This is a genomic window from Streptomyces sp. NPDC107765 (assembly GCF_055657085.1).
Map to the genome: position 1 here is coordinate 86,846 of NZ_JBVKBL010000010.1, position 18,453 is coordinate 105,298.

Here is an 18,453-nt window from a genome sequence, read left to right on the forward strand (position 1 = left end):
CCCGGGGCGCCACCGCGGCCGTACGGGGCCGGAAGCGGCGCCCGGCACCTCCCGGGCCACCCCGTGGCGCCGGGCGGCCCCAGACAGCCGTGAGGGGCGGCCACCGGCTGGTGGCCGCCCCTTGCGGCGTGGTCCTACGGGCGTCGGCGCGGCGCGCCGTGGTGCCCGGGCGTCGTCAGTGGCTCAGCGCCCCGTTGGGCAGCTCCACCTTGCCGCCCAGCTCGACGAGCTTCTCCATGAAGTTCTCGTAGCCGCGGTTGATCAGGTCGATGCCGTGCACCCGGGAGGTGCCCTGCGCCGCCAGCGCCGCGATCAGGTACGAGAAGCCCCCGCGCAGGTCCGGGATGACCAGGTCGGAGCCCTGCAGCTTGGTCGGCCCGGAGACCACCGCGGAGTGCAGGAAGTTGCGCTGGCCGAAGCGGCAGGCCGAGCCGCCCAGGCACTCGCGGTAGAGCTGGATGTGCGCGCCCATCTGGTTCAGGGCGGAGGTGAAGCCGAGCCGGGACTCGTAGACCGTCTCGTGGACGATGGACAGGCCGGACGCCTGGGTGAGGGCGACGACCAGCGGCTGCTGCCAGTCCGTCTGGAAACCGGGGTGGACGTCGGTCTCCAGGGCGATGGCGTTGAGCGAACCGCCCGGGTGCCAGAAGCGGATGCCCTCGTCGTCGATCTCGAAGGCGCCGCCGACCTTCCGGAAGGTGTTGAGGAAGGTCATCATGGAGCGCTGCTGGGCGCCCCGGACGTAGATGTTGCCCTCGGTGGCGAGCGCTGCGGACGCCCAGGAGGCGGCCTCCAGGCGGTCCGGGAGGGCCCGGTGGGTGTAGCCGTTGAGCTTGTCGACACCGGTGATCCGGATCGTCCGGTCGGTGTCCATGGAGATGATCGCGCCCATCTTCTGCAGCACGCAGATCAGGTCCTCGATCTCCGGTTCCACCGCGGCGTTCGACAGCTCGGTGACGCCCTCCGCCAGTACGGCGGTCAGCAGCACCTGCTCGGTCGAGCCGACCGACGGGTACGGCAGCCGGATCTTGGTGCCGCGCAGCCGCTGCGGCGCCTCCAGGTACTGCCCGTCGGCGCGCTTCTCGATCTTCGCGCCGAACTGGCGCAGCACGTCGAAGTGGAAGTCCACCGGGCGGCCGCCGATGTCGCAGCCGCCCAGGCCCGGGATGAAGGCGTGGCCGAGGCGGTGCAGCAGCGGGCCGCAGAACAGGATCGGGATCCGCGAGGAGCCGGCGTGCGCGTCGATGTCGGCGACGTTGGCGCTCTCCACGTGCGACGGGTCGAGGACCAGCTCGCCGGGCTCGTCGCCCGGGCGGACCGTGACGCCGTGCAGCTGCAGCAGTCCGCGCACCACGCGTACGTCGCGGATGTCGGGCACGTTGCGCAGCCGGCTGGGTCCGCTGCCGAGCAGGGCGGCGACCATGGCCTTGGGCACAAGGTTCTTCGCACCGCGAACCCGGATCTCGCCCTCCAGCGGGGTGCCGCCGTGGACAAGCAGTACGTCGTCAGTAGAGACGGTCATGGATCTCGCGTTCCTGGAGACGGGCAGGGCCAAGCTGAAATGGTAAGGGCGTCCGAGGGGGTGTCCGTAAGCCCGTGCAGCCTCTGAGCATGTAATGGCTTTGTCACAACACGCTCGGCTACGGTCACCCTTTGATCTGTAATCGCCTTTTGGCGGAAAAGTTGCGGATTGTCTTAAATGCACTGTGACGAAGCCGGATTGGGGCCGGCGCTCTTCCGGGGGCGGTGCCGTGCGCCGGGGCTGCCGCCGTACGCCCTGCCCTGCGCTCGCACCGGTCGCGGCTTTGACCCCCCGCTCGGGGCGGAAGTGCGGGATCATGTGGCCATGACCGAGGTGTCCTCGCTCACAGGCCGGCTGCTCGTCGCGACGCCCGCGCTTGCGGACCCGAACTTCGACCGCGCGGTGGTGCTGCTCCTCGACCACGACGAGGAGGGCTCCCTCGGCGTGGTCCTCAACCGCCCCACCCCGGTGGGCGTCGCGGACATCCTCGCGCCCTGGGCCGCGCTGACCGGTGAGCCGGGCGTGGTCTTCCAGGGCGGCCCGGTCTCGCTGGATTCGGCGCTCGGGGTGGCGGTGGTGCCCGGCGGGGCCTCCGGGGAGGGTGGCATGCCCCCCATGGGTACCGGTGCCGGCCCCGGCGCCGAGGCGGGGGAGACGGCCGGTGCGCAGGTCGCCGACCGCGCGGGCGTGCAGCCGGCCGAGGAGCCGCTGGGCTGGCGCCGGGTGCACGGCGCGATCGGCCTGGTCGATCTGGAGGCCCCGCCCGAGCTCCTCGCGGCCGTGCTCGGCAGCCTGCGGATCTTCGCCGGTTACGCGGGCTGGGGCCCGGGCCAGCTGGAGGACGAGCTGGTCGAGGGCGCCTGGTACGTCGTCGAGTCCGAACCGGGCGACGTCTCCTCGCCCGACCCGGAGCAACTGTGGCGCGCGGTCCTGCGGCGGCAGCGCAACGAGCTGGCGATGGTGGCCACGTACCCGGACGACCCGTCGCTGAACTGATCGCGACGACCGGTCGGCCGGCCGCGGCGGAGGTCCCGTGGAACGCCGGATTTTTGTTGAGCGCTGGATTATTGTGACGGCTTCGTCATGAGGAATTGTCAGTGCCCGTCGCTATGGTTCGAGTGACAGGGGACGGTGTGCGGCCGCGTCGGCGGGGCCGCGCAGGACAGCGGGGGAGAGTGCCTATGCACAGACCGAGTGTGCCCGGGGACCTGGACCATCCGGAGCGGCTGTGGGCGCGGGCCGCGACGCTCGCGGTGGTCGCCGCGGCGGTGGACGACTGGGACGAATTCTCCTGGGGGAAGCACGGACTGGAGTGCTGGAACGGCGGCGGCAGTTACTGGTGGCGGCTGAAGCTGTACGACGGCGGCCGGGCGCTGCTCTGCGGCCAGGACTCGGACGGCAGCTACACCCACAGCGGCGACCGCCAGATCGACTTCCTGGCCGGCGGGCCCGAGTGGCTGCCCTGGGAGCAGCTGACGGACGACGCCCGGGGAAACCTCTTCGGATTCGTCTACTGGTGGCAGGACGGCGCCTGGGCCCGCGCCCCGTATCCCGAGAAGCTGCCGGACGACGGCCTGGAGATGGCGATGAGCTGGGCCGCCCCCGGTGACGCGTCGATCGGCCGGATCGTCGACGACCTCGTGGCCCGTACGGAGACCGAGGTCGACGCGGCGGACGCGGTCCGCGCCTTCATCGCCGCCGCCGAGGCCCGTACGGTCGGCGGGCCGGAGATCGCCGCGCTGCTGGACGCGGTCTGCGACAAGGACTCCTGGTACGAGGTCCGGCCGGAGGCCGCGCTGGCCTTCGCCGAGAAGCTGGGTCTGACCTCCGGCGACCGCGGCGGGCTGGCGGTGGCTTCGGCTTCCTGAGGAGGCGGGCCCGGCGGATGGCCGCGGCGGGTCCGGCGGCGGGCGTCGCAGCGGCCGGTCCCGTGCTCCACCCGGCGGCGGGCCGTCGCTCCCGGGTCGTCGCGGGCGTGAGTACCCTTGGCAGCTATGAGCACTCTTGAGCCCGAGCGCGGGGCAGGTACGGGGACCCTCGTAGAGCCGACACCGCAGGTGTCGCACGGCGACGGCGACCACGAGCGCTTCGCCCACTACGTCCAGAAGGACAAGATCATGGCGAGCGCGCTCGACGGTACCCCCGTCGTGGCGCTGTGCGGCAAGGTCTGGGTCCCGGGCCGCGACCCGAAGAAGTACCCGGTCTGCCCCATGTGCAAGGAGATCTACGAGTCCATGGGCGCCGGCGGCGACAAGGACAAGGGCGGCAAGGACGGCGGCAAGAAGTAACCGCCGCCCCCCGGCCCGCCTCGGGCACGGGCCCGGACCTCTCGCGGCCCGGGCCCGCCGTCGTGCCCGCACACCCGCGCGCCGGCACCGGCCCCCGTCCTCCGGGGAGGCCCGGGACGGCGGCGGACCGACGGAACGGCCCCGGCGGGAACCCACGACCCCCGCCCGCGGGAATCACGGGACGGCACGCTGACGGCGTCAGCTGACGGCACGCCGACGGCAGGCCGGACGACGAGTTGGCCGGATCACCGGCCTTGCCGCACCGGCAGATGGCAGCATCGACCCCGGCACCGCCCGCGGCACCGTCCGTGACATCGCCCGCGGTACGGGCGGGTGCTCTCCGTACGCCTACAGCGCCGGCCGGTCCCGGGCCCGGGGGCGCGGTGGAGGACAGACGGCATGCCGGACACCGACGGCCCCACGCACCACCCGGACGCCCCCGCGGCACGACCGGCCCCGGGCACCGCTTCCGTGCCCGACCCCGGCACCCCGCACCTACCGGGCGGCGGCCTGATTCCCGCGCCGCTGAGCATCGACGCGTCCTCCGGCAGCACCGTCCGGCTCGGCCCGGACACCGCACTCGCCGCCGCACCCGGCACCGAGGACACCGCGCTGTGGCTGCGGGCCACCCTCGGCGACGCCTTCGGCCTGCCGCTGCCGCCCGGCTCCGCCGACGCCACCGACACCCTCGCGCTGGGCCTCGACCCGGCCCTGCCCGCGGAGGGCTACCGCCTGGAGGCCGACGCCCGCTGGGGCGTACGGATCACCGGCGGCGGCCCGGCCGGTGTCTTCTGGGGCGCCCAGACGCTCCGTCAGCTCCTCGGCCCGCACGCCTTCCGCCGCGCCCCGCTCACCCCCGGCCGGCCCGCCGCCCTCCCGCAACTGACCGTCGAGGACGGCCCCCGCTTCGGCTGGCGCGGCATGCTGCTCGACGTCGCCCGGCACTTCCTGCCCAAGGACGGCGTGCTGCGCTACCTCGACCTGCTCGCCGCGCACAAACTCAACGTCCTGCACCTGCACCTGACCGACGACCAGGGCTGGCGCATCGAGATCCGGCGCTACCCGAAGCTGACCGGAACCGGTGCCTGGCGCGCCCGCACCAAACTCGGCCACCGGGCCTCCCCGCTCTGGGACGAGCGCCCGCACGGCGGCTATTACACCCAGGACGACATCCGCGAGATCGTCGCCTACGCCGCCCGGCGGCACATCACCGTCGTCCCCGAGATCGACGTCCCCGGACACTCGCAGGCCGCCATCGCCGCGTATCCGGAACTCGGCAACACCGACGTCATCGACACCACCTCCCTGAAGGTCTGGGACACCTGGGGCGTCAACCCCAACGTACTGGCACCCACCGACACCACCCTGCGGTTCTACGAGCACGTCCTCGAAGAGGTCCTCGAACTCTTCCCGTCCCGCTTCGTGCACCTCGGCGGCGACGAGTGCCCCAAGGACCAGTGGCGGGCCTCCGCCACCGCCCAGGCGCGGATCGCCGCACTCTCGCTGGCCGGCGAGGACGAGCTGCAGAGCTGGTTCGTCCGGCACTTCGACCGCTGGCTCGCCGACCGCGGCCGGCGGCTCATCGGCTGGGACGAGATCCTCGAAGGCGGCCTGGCCGAGGGCGCGGCCGTCTCCTCCTGGCGGGGCTACGCCGGCGGGGTCGCGGCGGCCAAATCCGGCCACGACGTCGTCATGTGCCCCGAACAGCAGGTCTACCTGGACCACCGTCAGGACCCGTCCCCGGACGAGCCGGTGCCGATCGGCTACGTACGGACCCTGGAGGACGTCTACCGCTTCGAGCCGGTGCCCCCGGAACTGACGCCCGAACAGGCCCGGCACGTCCTGGGCACCCAGGCCAACGCCTGGACCGAGGTCATGGACGGTCAGCAGCGCCTCGACTATCAGGTCTTCCCCCGGCTCGCCGCGTTCGCCGAGGTCGCCTGGTCCCACCTGCCGGCCCCGGCCGACCGCGACCACCAGGACTTCCTGCGCCGGATGGCCGCCCACTACGGCCGCCTCGACGCCCTCGGGGTCGACTACCGGCCACCCGGCGGCCCCCGTCCCTGGCAGAAACGCCCCGGGGTGCTCGGACGCCCGATCGACGGGGCGCCCCCAAACGTGTGAGCCCCGGTGCAAGGAGGGCGCCCGTACGGCCGGACCCTGGGACGGTGGTACACACGGCGGTTCCTCCCCGCACCGCCGTACCGAGCACCGCAGTACGACGGCGTGCGCCCCGCCCGGGCGCATCCCGCACCCGCAGTACGCCCCGCCGGCGGGCCCGTCCGCGGACCTCACCGGCGGTGGCGGACGAATCCGGACCAGCACCCTGTCGGGGGACGGATCGTCCCTTCGCGGACCCTCGCGCCGAGGGTCCGGGAAGATGTGCCAGAGTTGCCACGTCCGGGCTGTGAGCACGTACCGTACGGCGGAGCGGAACTGCCGGGACACCACCGGGGAAGGGGCAGCTGGCTTGACCACGCACGCACCGCACGCGTCGCACACGGTGACGTTGCCGGCCTCGCTCGACGAGGCCGTGGCGGCACTCACCGCCATGCCCGCCGCCGTGCCCGTCGCGGGCGGCACCGACCTCATGGCGGCGGTCAACGCCGGACTCCTCAGACCCGCGGCCCTGGTGGGCCTCGGCCGGATCAGCGAGATCCGCGGCTGGCAGTACCTGGACGGCCATGCGCTGCTCGGCGCCGGCCTGACCCTCGCCCGTATGGGACGCCCCGACTTCGCCGCCCTCATCCCCGGCCTGGCCGCCGCCGCGCGCGCGGCCGGCCCGCCGCAGATCCGCAACGCCGGCACCCTCGGCGGCAACATCGTCACCTCCGCCCCCACGGGCGACACGCTCCCGGTGCTCGCCGCCCTGGAGGCCACGGTGATCATCGCCGGCCCCGGGGGCGCCCGCCGCGAGATCCCGGTCAGCCACCTCCTGGCGGGCCACGAGATGCTGCACCCCGGCGAACTCGTCGGCTTCGTACGGGTGCCGCTGCTGCACGCCCCGCAGTCCTTCCTCAAGGCCACCGGCCGCACCGGCCCCGGCCGGGCCACCGCCTCGGTGGCGCTGGTCCTCGACCCCGCCCGGCGCGGGGTCCGCTGCGCGGTCGGCGCGGTCGCCGCGATGCCGCTGCGCCCCTTGGAGGCCGAGCAGTGGGTGGCCTCGCTCATCGACTGGGACGGCGAACGCAGCCTGGTGCCCGAGGCCCTGACGGCCTTCGGGGACTACGTCGCCGCCGCCTGCATCCCCGACCCGGCCCCGCCGGAGGACGGTTCCGAACCGGCGACCCTGCCGCCGGCCGCGCTTCACCTGCGCCGTACGGTGGCAGCCCTGGCCCGCCGCGCACTTGGGAGGGCGCTCTCGTGAGCGAAGACCACCGTCATCCGCAGCAGCCGCACGCCGACCAGGGCTGGCAGCCGCTGCCGCAGGGCGGCGAGTACGAGTCCGAGGCCACGGCCTTCGTCCAGCTCCCGGAGGGCTTCACCACCGGGGTCTACGGCGGCCGGGCGCCCGGCTACCCCACCCCGGGGGCCGACCCGCTCGCCGCACCCGGCCACGGCTACACCCCGCCGGCGTCCTTCACCCCGCACCCGGCCGCGCCGCAGGCCCACGAAACGGGCACCGACCCCGCGGCCACCGGCCAGTGGACCATGCCGTTCACCGACCGGGCGGCCGGCTACGCCGACCCCTCCACCGGATACGGCGCGCCCGCGCACGACCCCGCCCACCAGGGCGGCTCCGGGATCTACCAGGGCGGCACACCCGAGGCCGCCCGGCCGTGGGGCCCGGACACCGTGGAGTGGCCGGTGGCGGGCAGCGCCGAGGCCGCCGCCTCCTGGAGCATCCCGGCGGCGGACGACGGACTGGAGGAGTCCGGTGAGTACCTCGTCGGCGACGACCGGCTGACGGGCCACCCGGGACACCAGGGGCACCCGGGCCACCAGGGCCTCACCGGCCACGGCGGCGACGGCTACCAGGGCGGCGGCTACCCGGGTTCCGGCGCGTACGAGAGCGCCGCCACCACGGCGGAGACCGCCGACGCCGCCCGCACCGGCCACTGGAACTTCACCGCCGGCCTGAGCGCCACCAGCGGCACCCCCGCGGCCGCCGAGGAGCCCCAGGGGCCCGCCCCGGCACCGTCGGCGGACGATCCCTTCAGCGGCCCCCACAACGGCGGTTACGCGCCCGGCAACGGCCTCGCGGACCACGGCCGGGCGCCGGGCCACGACCAGGGCACCGGACCGGACCCCGCCGCCGGGGCGACCGGCCACTGGTCGCTGCCGGCCGACGCGCTCGCCCAGTGGCCGCCCGCCGCGGAGCCGGAGCTGCCGCCGCACGACGACGCGGTGACGGATCACCACCACGACGCCGCGGCGGACGCGCCCGCACCCCCGGCCGCCGCCGGCGCCTGGACGGCCCCCGCGGCCGCCGAACCCGCGACGCGGCCCGAGCACACCGCGGAGCGGCCGGACCACGCCGTCCCCCAGCCCGGGCGGGCCGCCCGACAGCCGGAGCACACCGCGGAGTTCGCCGCGGCCGCGGACGGGGCCGCCCCGGAGCCGGCCGCCGCGCCCGCTTCGTCACCTTCACCGGACGTGTCCGATGTGTCCGACGTATCCGGCGTGCCCGATGGGACCGCCGCCGAGGCAACGGCCCCCGCGGGCTCCGAGGCCCCGGACGAGGCCCCGGCCGCCGCCCACGACCGGCCCGCCCCCGAGGACACGGCCGCCGCCCCGGCCACCCCGGGCGACGACGACCCGGCCACCACCCCCTCCCACCCCGAGGACGAGCCCGCCCCCCACGACGAACACCCCGCCGCCTCCTACGTGCTGCGCGTCAACGGCATCGACCGGCCGGTCACCGACGCCTGGATCGGCGAATCGCTGCTCTACGTGCTGCGCGAGCGGCTCGGTCTGGCCGGGGCCAAGGACGGCTGCTCCCAGGGGGAGTGCGGCGCCTGCTCGGTCCAGGTGGACGGCCGGCTGGTGGCCTCCTGCCTGGTGCCCGCCGCCACCACGGCCGGCAGCGAGGTCCGCACGGTCGAGGGGCTCGCGGAGAACGGCGTGCCCTCCGACGTGCAGCGCGCGCTCGCCGCGTCCGGTGCCGTGCAGTGCGGCTTCTGCGTACCGGGCATGGCGATGACCGTGCACGACCTCCTGGAGGGCAACCACGCCCCCAGCGAACTGGAGACCCGTAAGGCGCTGTGCGGCAATCTGTGCCGCTGCTCCGGTTACCGGGGTGTGCTGGACGCCGTCGAAGAGGTCGTCAAGTCCCGCGCGGAGGCCGCCGCGGCCGCCTACGAGGCGGACGACGAGACCGGGGCGCCCCCGGCGGACACCGCACGCATCCCCCACCAGGCGGGCCCCGCCGATCCCACGGGCCACGCCCCGCACGACCAGGATCCGCACCCGGGAGGCTCGGCATGACCGGAACGTCCGAGGGCGCCGGCGCCGTCACCGCGACCCCCGCCGCGGGCGTCGAGATGCCCGCCGAGGCGCCGCTGCACGGCCTGGGCGTCTCCCTGCCGTCCGCCGACGCGCCGGCGAAGACCGAGGGCACCTTCCCGTACGCGGCCGACCTGTGGGCCGAGGGCCTGCTGTGGGCGGCGGTGCTGCGCTCCCCGCACCCGCGCGCCCGGATCCTGTCCGTGGACACCAAGCACGCGGCCGAGATGCCCGGCGTCCGCGTCGTCGTCACGCACGAGGACGTGCCCGGGGACGCGGGGCACGGCCGGGGCATCGCCGACCGCCCGGTGTTCGCCAAGGACGAGGTCCGCCACCACGGCGAGCCGATCGCCGCGGTGGCCGCCGACCACCCCGACACGGCGCGGCTGGCCGCTGCCGCCATCGCCGTCGAGTACGAGGTCCTGGAACCGGTCACCGACCCCCAGCTCGCCTTCGAGGCCGAGCCGCTGCACCCCGACGGCAACCTCATCCGGCACATCCCGCTCCGCTTCGGTGACGCCGACGCCATGGGCGAGGTGATGGTCGAGGGCCTCTACCGGATCGGCCGCCAGGACCCGGCCCCCATCGGGGCCGAGGCCGGACTCGCCGTGCCCCGCCCCGACGGCGGCGTGGAGATCTACACCGCCTCCACGGACCCGCACACCGACCGCGACCTGGCCGCCGCCTCCTTCGGCCTGCCCCCCGAGCAGGTCAAGGTCGTGGTGACCGGCGTCCCCGGCGCCACCGCCGACCGCGAGGACCCCGGCATCCAGCTCCCGCTCGGCCTGCTGGCGCTGCGCACCGGCTGCCCGGTCAAACTGGCCGCCACCCGCGAGGAGTCCTTCCTCGCGCACGCCCACCGCCACCCCACGCTGCTGCGCTACCGCCACCACGCGGACGCCGACGGCAAGCTGGTGAAGGTCGAGGCGCAGATCCTGATGGACGCCGGAGCGTACGCGGACACCTCCGCCGACGCGCTGGCCGCCGCGGTCTCCTTCGCCTGCGGCCCGTACGTCGTCCCGCACGCGGTCGTCGACGGCTGGGCGGTGCGCACCAACAACCCGCCGTCCGGCCACGTCCGCGGCGAGGGCGCGATGCAGGTCTGCGCCGCCTACGAGGGCCAGATGGACAAGCTCGCCGCCGCTCTGGGCCTGGAGCCGCACGAGATCCGGCTCCGCAACGTCATGGCCACCGGCGATCTGCTCCCCACGGGCCAGACGGTGACCTGCCCCGCCCCGGTGGCCGAGCTCCTGCTCGCCGTCAAGGAGGCGCCGCTGCCCGAACTGCCCAAGGACGCCCCCGAAGCGGAATGGCTGCTGCCGGGCGGGCCCGAGGGCGCGGGCGAACCGGGCGCGGTGCGCCGCGGCGTCGGCTACGCGCTGGGCATGGTGCACATGCTGGGCGCGGAGGGCACCGACGAGGTCTCCACCGCCACCGTCAAGGTCAGCGGCTCGGTCGCGACCGTCATCTGCGCCGCCGTGGAGACCGGTTCGGGCTTCTCCACCCTGGCCCGGCAGATCGTCCAGGAGACCCTCGGCGTCGACGAGGTGCACGTCGCCGGCGTCGACACCGACCAGCCCCCGGCCGGACCCGCCTGCCACGGCCGGCACACCTGGGTCTCCGGCGGCGCCGTCGAGCGCGCCGCCAAGATGGTCCGCACCCAGCTCCTCCAGCCGCTGGCCCACAAGTTCGGGATGTCCACCGAGCTCCTCCAGATCAGCGACGGCAAGATCACCTCGTACGACGGCGTGCTCAGCACCACCGTCGCCGAGGCCCTGGACGGCAAGGAACTCTGGGCCACCGCCCAGTGCCGCCCGCACCCCACCGAGCCGCTCGACGACGAAGGCCAGGGCGACGCCTTCGTCGGCCTCGCCTTCTGCGCCATCCGCTGCGTCGCCGACGTCGACATCGAACTGGGCACCATCAGGGTCGTCGAGATGACCGTCGCCCAGGACGTCGGCCGGATCCTCAACCCGGCCCAGCTGCGGGCCCGTATCGAGGCGGGCGTCACCCAGGGCCTGGGCGCCGCCCTGATGGAGAACCTCCGCACCACCCGCGGCCAGGTCCGCCACCCCGACCTGACCGGCTACGCCCTGCCGACCGCGCTCGACGCCCCCGACATCCGCATCGTCAAACTCGTCGAGGAACGCGACGTGATCGCCCCCTTCGGCGCCAAGCCCGCCAGCGCCGTCCCGGTGGTCACCGCCCCGGCCGCCGTGGCCTCCGCGGTCCGCGCCGCCACCGGCCGCCCCATCGGCCGCCTCCCGATCCGCCCCCAGGCGGCGGTCGCCCAGGTGATCCAGCAGTAACCGCCCACACGAAAGCGGCCCGCCACGGAGGTGGCGGGCCGCTTCGCTGTCACTCGGAGGCCGTGGCGGGATTCGAACCCACGTAACTCGCTTTGCAGGTTTGTTGGTGCTGGTCAGAGGGTTGCGCGTCGAGGTCCGTAGTCGTTCACGACGGGACTGGGCGCCGTGTTGTGATGGGCTAAGGCGCCGCCATGAACGGCGCTGAACGGCATTGAACGAGACGGAAACTGAGACGGACGCCGCGTCCGTGTGATGGCCATCCATCACACGCCATGGCAAGAAGTACCCCATCTCGCCGAACCGCCACCCCGCCACCGATCATCCCCGACCCCCTGACAAGGCCCACGGCTCACAGACAGCCCCGCACCGACGCTGCGACCACGCCTCCTCCCACAGACTCACCCGACGAGATCGCTACAGGCGACGCACGTCGGCGCGGAGGCCGTACGGCCCCTATGGGCATGGGATCACGAAGGTCGGAATTTTGTGCGATTGATGAGCGGGCAATCCGGGGACTTCCTCAAAACTCTGACGCACAACCAAAGTAGTGACAGTATAGACGCGCCGAGCCGAGGGGGAGAATAGTGCCAGACTTTGCAAGTGACATCGTAATAACCGACTCAGCTGGTAGTGCCCCGCGGCACCTCAACTCGCTGGCGTCACGATTCGCCGCGCAAGTCTCGGCGATCATCGAAATTAGCGAAACGGTAATCCCCGAGCTTGAGAAGAAGGGGCTCAAGCATGTTGAAGACATGAGCGAGAGGATCTCCAAGCATCTGAAGAAGGAGGAGCAGGCAGCCTTCCAGGCTGGGCTCGGCAAATTCTTGACCGAGCTGGATGGGGTGAACAAATCAGTTACGCTCGACATGCCGCCAGCCGCCACCCTGGCAATGGTCCACTTTATTAAGACTGCCGCAAGATATGCTTACGTCGGATCGCGAGAGGAAATGACAAGGCGAGCCTTGCTCGTCTCGCTCGTCTCGAACTTCGAGGTGCATTTCGGTAAGCTGGCTCGAGTCGTATTCGCAAAGAATAGGGCCGCGCTTAATGATTCGGACTACTCGTTCACACTGCAGCAACTCTCTGAGTTCGATTCTATTCAGAACGCCAGAGATTTCTTGATCGAGCGCCGCCTCGGCGCGCTCCTACGGGACAGCATCGACGGTTGGGATAAGTGGCTAACTCGCGCCTGCGGCGGTCTATCCATGACGGCCCTTCCGGTTGACTGGGCCGGCATTCGAGAGACGTTCGCTAGAAGAAATCTAATCGTGCACGCCGAATCTGAAGTGAATCACATCTACTTGGATGCGATTAAAGGGCTCAAGATCTCTGGCTCTCAACTTCCAGCCAAGGGTGAGAGGCTTACAGTCTCATCTGAATATCTCCTGGAGGCCGCGGAGAGGATTATGGCTCTCGGGGTGATCTTGACCTCAGGGATTGCGCGTAAATTGCATAAGGAGGATTCGAAGCCAATAGTTTCGATGCTGCTGGAGGAATCTGAGGAGTGTGCGCGACGAGGCTTCTGGAACGCTTCGATATCAATCTCTAGCTACGCGCTCACCTGCCCCTCTAGTCGAAGTCAGCGAATTAAGATCCAGACATTCAACTGGCTTGCCCGTAAAGAGGTTGAAGGGAGGGATTCGATTCAGGAAGAGGTAGAGAAGTGGGATACCAGTGGGCTATCATCTAGCCTCGCCCGTCGAAAGAAGCTCCTCCTTGATCCCGAATCGGTAGTGGGTGAAATTGAGGAACTCCTCGGCAGCGGTGAACTCACCGCATTCGAGCTGGCGCATAATCCTCTATATGAAGGGGTTCTAGGGATCATCGCTGAGCGAAAAGGGATGGGATTTTGATACGGGCGGTGAACCTCCGCGAGCGTTGACCATCGAATGATGCCCGAGGCGGCCCGCCGGGCGGGTAGCGAACCCGAGCGAACGGCCAGCGGGCCCGTGCCGCTGCCCGCCGGCCGGGGCGGCTTCGAGCCGCTGACGCATCCAGTCACGATCCACGCAAGCAGGGTAGGGGCGGACAGATCGTCTGGCAGTCAATTTTTCACTTCGGGGGACCGACTGAGACGGGAACTGAGACGGTAGCCCGAAAGGGCGGCGCCCCTCCGAGGGTGCCGCCCTTTCGTTTTGCCTGGTGAAGGCACTAGAGGCCGTGGCGGGATTCGAACCCACGTAACTCGCTTTGCAGGCGAGCCCCTGAACCACTCGGGCACACGGCCAAGTTGCGCTGTGCTCCCGACTCTAGGCCGCGGGGCGGGGGGCCCGGCAAGGGCGCGGGGCGGCCCGCCACGAACCTGCAACAAACCGCTGTGCGGTGCCCCCGTACGTACCCGTCTGTCCCGCCGCGGGTGTTGGTCGCCGTTGCGCTTTGCGGCGCCTGGCACGTGGTTGTCTGCGGCGCCGCGGGTCGTCTCGCCGTTGCGCCTGCGGCGGGCTGGGTTTGTGGTGGGTGCGGTGACGGTCCTCCGGGGCCTTGTTCGTGGACTGCTGGCGCTTTACGTCCACGAACAAGGCCCCTCCGGCCCGTCCCCTCCCGTTGGGGGAGTGTGCGGGTGTGTGGGGGTGGACGCCGGTGGTCAGGGTGACTGCGTGTGGAAAAGGTCACAGTCACCGGAGGGCCCAGGCCCGCCCCCAGGAAAGCTCCCCACCACGGGAGGGGACAGACCGGAGGACGAAGTCTGTAGGGCTGTCACCGCACCCGACACACCACGCCCGCCGCCAGGCGCAACGGCGAGAAGCCCCGCGGCGGGACGGCCAAGTACGTACGGGGCGCCGCACAGCGCAACGGCAACACCCGCGGCGGGACAGACAGGTACGTGGGAGGAAACCGCAAAGCGGCCCCCGGTACGCTGGCGCGGTTGCCGAGAGCCGAGTTCAGCCGACGGAGACCGTGACTACCACCACCAGTGCCACCAACAGCCATCACCTGTCCCCGGCCTTCCCGGGGCGGGCCCCCTGGGGTACCGCGAACAAGCTGCGTGCCTGGCAGCAGGCGGCCATGGACCGGTACATCCAGACGCAGCCGAGGGACTTCCTCGCCGTCGCGACGCCGGGGGCCGGTAAGACGACCTTCGCGCTCACCCTCGCGTCGTGGCTGCTGCACCACCACGTCGTGCAGCAGGTGACCGTCGTCGCACCGACCGAGCACCTCAAGAAGCAGTGGGCGGAGGCGGCGGCCCGGATAGGGATCAAGCTCGACCCGGAGTACAGCGCGGGGCCGCTGGGCCGCGAGTACCACGGCGTCGCGGTCACCTACGCGGGCGTCGGCGTCCGCCCCATGCTGCACCGCAACCGGATCGAGCAGCGCAAGACCCTGGTGATCCTCGACGAGATCCACCACGCCGGCGACTCGAAGTCGTGGGGCGAGGCCTGCCTGGAGGCGTTCGAGCCGGCCACCCGGCGGCTCGCGCTGACCGGTACGCCGTTCCGGTCCGACACCAACCCGATCCCGTTCGTGACCTACGAGGAGGGCAACGACGGCATCCGGCGGTCGTCCGCGGACTACACGTACGGATACGGCAACGCGCTCGGCGACGGTGTCGTGCGGCCGGTCATCTTCCTCTCCTACAGCGGCAACATGCGCTGGCGCACCAAAGCGGGCGACGAGATCGCCGCCCGGCTCGGGGAGCCGATGACCAAGGACGCGGTCTCGCAGGCGTGGCGGACCGCGCTGGACCCGCGCGGCGACTGGATGCCGAACGTGCTGCGCGCCGCCGACCAGCGGCTGACCGAGGTCCGGAAGTCCATCCCGGACGCCGGCGCGCTGGTGATCGCCTCGGACCAGGAGCAGGCCCGGGCGTACGCGAAGCTCATCCGGGAGATCACCGGGCACGGCGCCACCCTGGTGTTGTCCGACGACTCCGGCGCCTCGCAGCGCATCGACGACTTCGCGCAGTCGCAGGACCGCTGGATGGTGGCGGTGCGGATGGTGTCGGAGGGCGTCGACGTGCCGCGGCTGGCGGTGGGGGTGTACGCCACGACGATCTCCACGCCGCTGTTCTTCGCGCAGGCTGTCGGCCGCTTCGTACGGTCCCGCAAGCGCGGCGAGACCGCCTCGGTGTTCCTGCCGACCGTCCCGATGCTGCTCGGCTTCGCCAACGAGATGGAGGTCGAGCGCGACCACGTGCTCGACAAGCCCAAGAAGGACGGCGAGGAGGACCCGTACGCCGAATCCGAGAAGGAGATGGAGGAGGCGAACAAGGAGCAGGACGAGGACACCGGGGAGCAGGAGCAGTTCTCGTTCGAGGCGCTGGAGTCGGAGGCGGTCTTCGACCGGGTGCTCTACGACGGCGCCGAGTTCGGCATGCAGGCGCACGCGGGCAGCGAGGAGGAGCAGGACTACCTCGGCATCCCCGGGCTGCTGGAGCCCGACCAGGTGCAGCTGCTGCTGCAGAAGCGGCAGGCCCGGCAGATCGCGCACAGCCGGAAGAAGCCGGACTCGGAGGCCGACCTGCTGGAGATCCCGGCCGAGCGGCGGCCGGTGGTCACGCACAAGGAGCTGCTGGAGCTGCGCAAGCAGCTGAACACGCTGGTGGGGGCGTACGTCCACCAGAGCGGCAAACCGCACGGGGTGATCCACACCGAACTGCGGCGGGTGTGCGGCGGACCGCCGAGCGCGGAGGCCACCGCCGGGCAGCTGAACGAGCGGATCAAGAAGGTACGGGAGTGGGCCACGCGGATGCGGTGAGCCCTGGGGCCGGGTCGCGGTGAGCCACCTGTGGTTCGTATCGCGGTGAGCCCCTGGGGCCCGGACCGCGGTGAGCCGCCCTGGTTGGCCGGGTCCTGGTGCGGCTGTCCGTCGTACCGGGGCCCGGCCGCCGTTTGTGTCCGGCCGCCTTGCGTGGCCGTCCGCGGGCGCTCCGTAGTGGCGCGCCGCCCGCGTCACGGACGGGTCATGTCGTAGCCCTCGCTGAAACACCGGACGCCCACTGAAGCCCCGCTGAAGCCCTGCTGAGGCGCTTGCGAGACCCTTCTGGGCGGACCAAACGGGATATTACGGGCGCGGAAGCCCGGATTCTGGACGGACTCTTCCGCTGACCGGACTGGCTCGCTACTGTCCCGGTCACGCACACGCCCCGTGGCAGCGCCGCCGCGGAGCGCAGCCGGTGCCATGCGGCCGGCGGCCTCTTGCGCGCGCTGCTCCGGGACTCGCAGCGCACCGCGTCGAGCGCCGCCACTCACACCAGGAGGGCGTCGTGACCGCAGAGACCTCCCAGACGCTCGACCGAGGACTGCGCGTCCTCAAACTCCTCGCCGACACCGACCACGGGCTGACCGTCACCGAGCTGTCCAACAAGCTCGGCGTCAACCGCACCGTCGTCTACCGACTCCTGGCCACCCTGGAGCAGCACGCCCTGGTGCGCCGCGACCTCGGCGGCCGGGCCCGCGTCGGCCTGGGCGTCCTGCGCCTGGGCCGGCAGGTCCATCCGCTGGTCAGAGAGGCCGCGCTGCCCGCACTCAGGTCACTGGCCGAGGACGTGGGCGCCACCGCGCACCTCACCCTCGTCGACGGCACCGAAGCGCTGGCCGTCGCCGTGGTGGAGCCGACCTGGACCGACTACCACGTGGCCTACCGGGCCGGTTTCCGGCATCCGCTGGACCGCGGAGCCGCCGGGCGGGCCATCCTCAAGGCCCGCCAGGGACGCCTCCAGGACGCCGGACTCGCCCTGACGCACGGGGAGTTGGAGGCCGGGGCCAGCGGTGCGGCGGCGCCGCTGCTCGGGGTGAGCGGCATCGAGGGCAGCGTGGGCGTGGTGATGCTCTCCGACACCGTCTCCGAACGGGTCGGTCCGCGGGTGATCGACGCCGCCCGCGAGGTGTCCGAGGCACTGCGCTGAGCCGTACCACCCGGGTAGTCCGTACACCCGTACTGTCTGGGCCGCCCGCACCCGTCCGTGCCCTCCGTACCGCTCGTACCGCCCGTACCGGAGTGTGAAGGGGCGGTGGCCGTGTGGTGAGCCCGCAGCGGCTTACGGGCCTGGTGGGGCGGGGGTCAATTAGGGTGGCGGGGTGTCTTCCCGCGCCCGCGCCCTGGCGGTCTGCACCGCCCTCGTCCTCGCCCTCCTCGTCACCGCGGCCCTCGCCCCGCTGCCGTTCTCGGTGGCGTATCCGGGCATGACGGCGAACGTCCTCGGCGACGACAAGGGCAAACCGGTGATCACCATCAGCGGGGCGGGGACCCGCAAGACCAGCGGGCAGCTGCGGATGACCTCGATCGTCGCCACCGGCCCGGACGCCTCCGTCCATCTGGCGGACATCCTCAAGGGCTGGTTCCGCTCCGACGAGGCGGTGATGCCCAAGGAGGCGGTCTACCCGGTGGGCAACAACACTGAGGAGATCGCCGAGCACAACGCCCGGCAGATGAAGGAGTCGCAGGACAGTGCCACCGAGGCGGCGCTCGGGCAACTCGGCAAATCCCCCAAGGACGTCAAGGTCAAGCTGAGCCTCGCGGACGTCGGCGGGCCCAGCGCCGGGCTGATGTTCGCGCTCGGCATCGTCGACAAGCTGGCCGGCGACGGCGCGGGCCACGACCTGACCGGCGGCCGGACCATCGCCGGTACCGGCACGATCACCGCGGACGGCGAGGTCGGGGCGGTCGGCGGGGTGGCGCTGAAGACGCAGGCCGCGGGCCGGGACAGGGCCACGGTCTTCCTGGTGCCCCGCAAGGAGTGCGCGGACGCCCGCGCGGAGCTGCCCCGCGGCATGCGGCTGGTCTCCGTCACCACCCTCGACGGCGCGGTCAAGGCACTCAAGGCCCTCCGGAACGGCGGCCGGGTCCCCAGCTGCTGAGGGCCTGGGCCCGGGAAACCTGAGCCGCGGAAAGCTGGGCCCCGAAATCTGGGCCGCAGACCGGGGGGATGCGTCCCGTAGGGGGAAGCGTC

At 72.1% G+C, this 18,453-nt stretch carries 12 protein-coding genes and 1 tRNA gene; 11 read left to right on the forward strand and 2 right to left on the reverse strand.

Annotated elements, in window-relative coordinates; translation table 11 throughout:
• Nucleotides 1-175 precede the first annotated feature (175 nt).
• Nucleotides 176-1,522 carry a UDP-N-acetylglucosamine 1-carboxyvinyltransferase gene (gene murA, locus ACZ7MX_RS24000; RefSeq protein ID WP_472135193.1) on the reverse strand — a complete coding sequence of 449 codons (1,347 nt, stop codon included), beginning with the start codon at nt 1,520-1,522 and terminating at the stop codon, nt 176-178.
• A 324-nt stretch (nt 1,523-1,846) separates the two neighbouring features.
• On the opposite strand from murA, the gene ACZ7MX_RS24005 reads away from it, so the two are divergent.
• The 8 genes from ACZ7MX_RS24005 to ACZ7MX_RS24040 all read left to right on the forward strand — a co-directional run bounded on the left by ACZ7MX_RS24005 (nt 1,847) and on the right by ACZ7MX_RS24040 (nt 13,417).
• Nucleotides 1,847-2,518 carry a YqgE/AlgH family protein gene (locus ACZ7MX_RS24005; RefSeq protein WP_472135195.1) on the forward strand — a complete coding sequence of 224 codons (672 nt, stop codon included), beginning with the start codon at nt 1,847-1,849 and terminating at the stop codon, nt 2,516-2,518.
• 185 nt (nt 2,519-2,703) lie between these two features.
• Nucleotides 2,704-3,390, forward strand: coding sequence for a hypothetical protein (locus ACZ7MX_RS24010; RefSeq protein WP_472135196.1), 687 nt, complete (start codon nt 2,704-2,706; stop codon nt 3,388-3,390).
• A gap of 126 nt (nt 3,391-3,516) precedes the next feature.
• Nucleotides 3,517-3,810: a DUF3039 domain-containing protein gene (locus tag ACZ7MX_RS24015; protein WP_037809130.1), complete on the forward strand. Its 294-nt coding sequence runs from the start codon at nt 3,517-3,519 to the stop codon at nt 3,808-3,810.
• Between the two features lie 399 nt (nt 3,811-4,209).
• Complete coding sequence (locus tag ACZ7MX_RS24020; RefSeq protein WP_472135198.1) at nt 4,210-5,934, forward strand: beta-N-acetylhexosaminidase; 1,725 nt, start codon at nt 4,210-4,212, stop codon at nt 5,932-5,934.
• A 346-nt stretch (nt 5,935-6,280) separates the two neighbouring features.
• Entirely contained in the window at nt 6,281-7,177 is an 897-nt protein-coding gene (locus ACZ7MX_RS24025; protein WP_472135200.1) for an FAD binding domain-containing protein, read from the forward strand.
• Nucleotides 7,174-9,237, forward strand: coding sequence for a (2Fe-2S)-binding protein (locus ACZ7MX_RS24030; RefSeq protein WP_472135202.1), 2,064 nt, complete (start codon nt 7,174-7,176; stop codon nt 9,235-9,237). Before ACZ7MX_RS24025 ends, ACZ7MX_RS24030 begins: the two co-directional genes overlap by 4 nt.
• Nucleotides 9,234-11,564 carry a xanthine dehydrogenase family protein molybdopterin-binding subunit gene (locus tag ACZ7MX_RS24035; protein WP_472135204.1) on the forward strand — a complete coding sequence of 777 codons (2,331 nt, stop codon included), beginning with the start codon at nt 9,234-9,236 and terminating at the stop codon, nt 11,562-11,564. Before ACZ7MX_RS24030 ends, ACZ7MX_RS24035 begins: the two co-directional genes overlap by 4 nt.
• 584 nt (nt 11,565-12,148) lie before the next feature.
• Nucleotides 12,149-13,417 carry a hypothetical protein gene (locus tag ACZ7MX_RS24040; RefSeq protein ID WP_472135205.1) on the forward strand — a complete coding sequence of 423 codons (1,269 nt, stop codon included), beginning with the start codon at nt 12,149-12,151 and terminating at the stop codon, nt 13,415-13,417.
• 302 nt (nt 13,418-13,719) lie between these two features.
• On the opposite strand, the gene ACZ7MX_RS24045 is transcribed toward ACZ7MX_RS24040, so the two are convergent.
• A tRNA-Cys gene (locus tag ACZ7MX_RS24045) sits at nt 13,720-13,791 on the reverse strand.
• A 671-nt stretch (nt 13,792-14,462) separates the two neighbouring features.
• Between ACZ7MX_RS24045 and ACZ7MX_RS24050 the strand changes: the two genes are divergently transcribed.
• The 3 genes from ACZ7MX_RS24050 to ACZ7MX_RS24060 all read left to right on the forward strand — a co-directional run bounded on the left by ACZ7MX_RS24050 (nt 14,463) and on the right by ACZ7MX_RS24060 (nt 18,361).
• A complete protein-coding gene (locus ACZ7MX_RS24050; protein WP_472135207.1) occupies nt 14,463-16,259 on the forward strand; it encodes a DEAD/DEAH box helicase in 1,797 nt (598 codons plus the stop codon).
• A gap of 508 nt (nt 16,260-16,767) precedes the next feature.
• Complete coding sequence (locus ACZ7MX_RS24055) at nt 16,768-17,409, forward strand: IclR family transcriptional regulator (protein ID WP_472135209.1); 642 nt, start codon at nt 16,768-16,770, stop codon at nt 17,407-17,409.
• A gap of 172 nt (nt 17,410-17,581) precedes the next feature.
• Nucleotides 17,582-18,361, forward strand: coding sequence for a S16 family serine protease (locus tag ACZ7MX_RS24060; RefSeq protein ID WP_472135211.1), 780 nt, complete (start codon nt 17,582-17,584; stop codon nt 18,359-18,361).
• Nucleotides 18,362-18,453 lie beyond the last annotated feature (92 nt).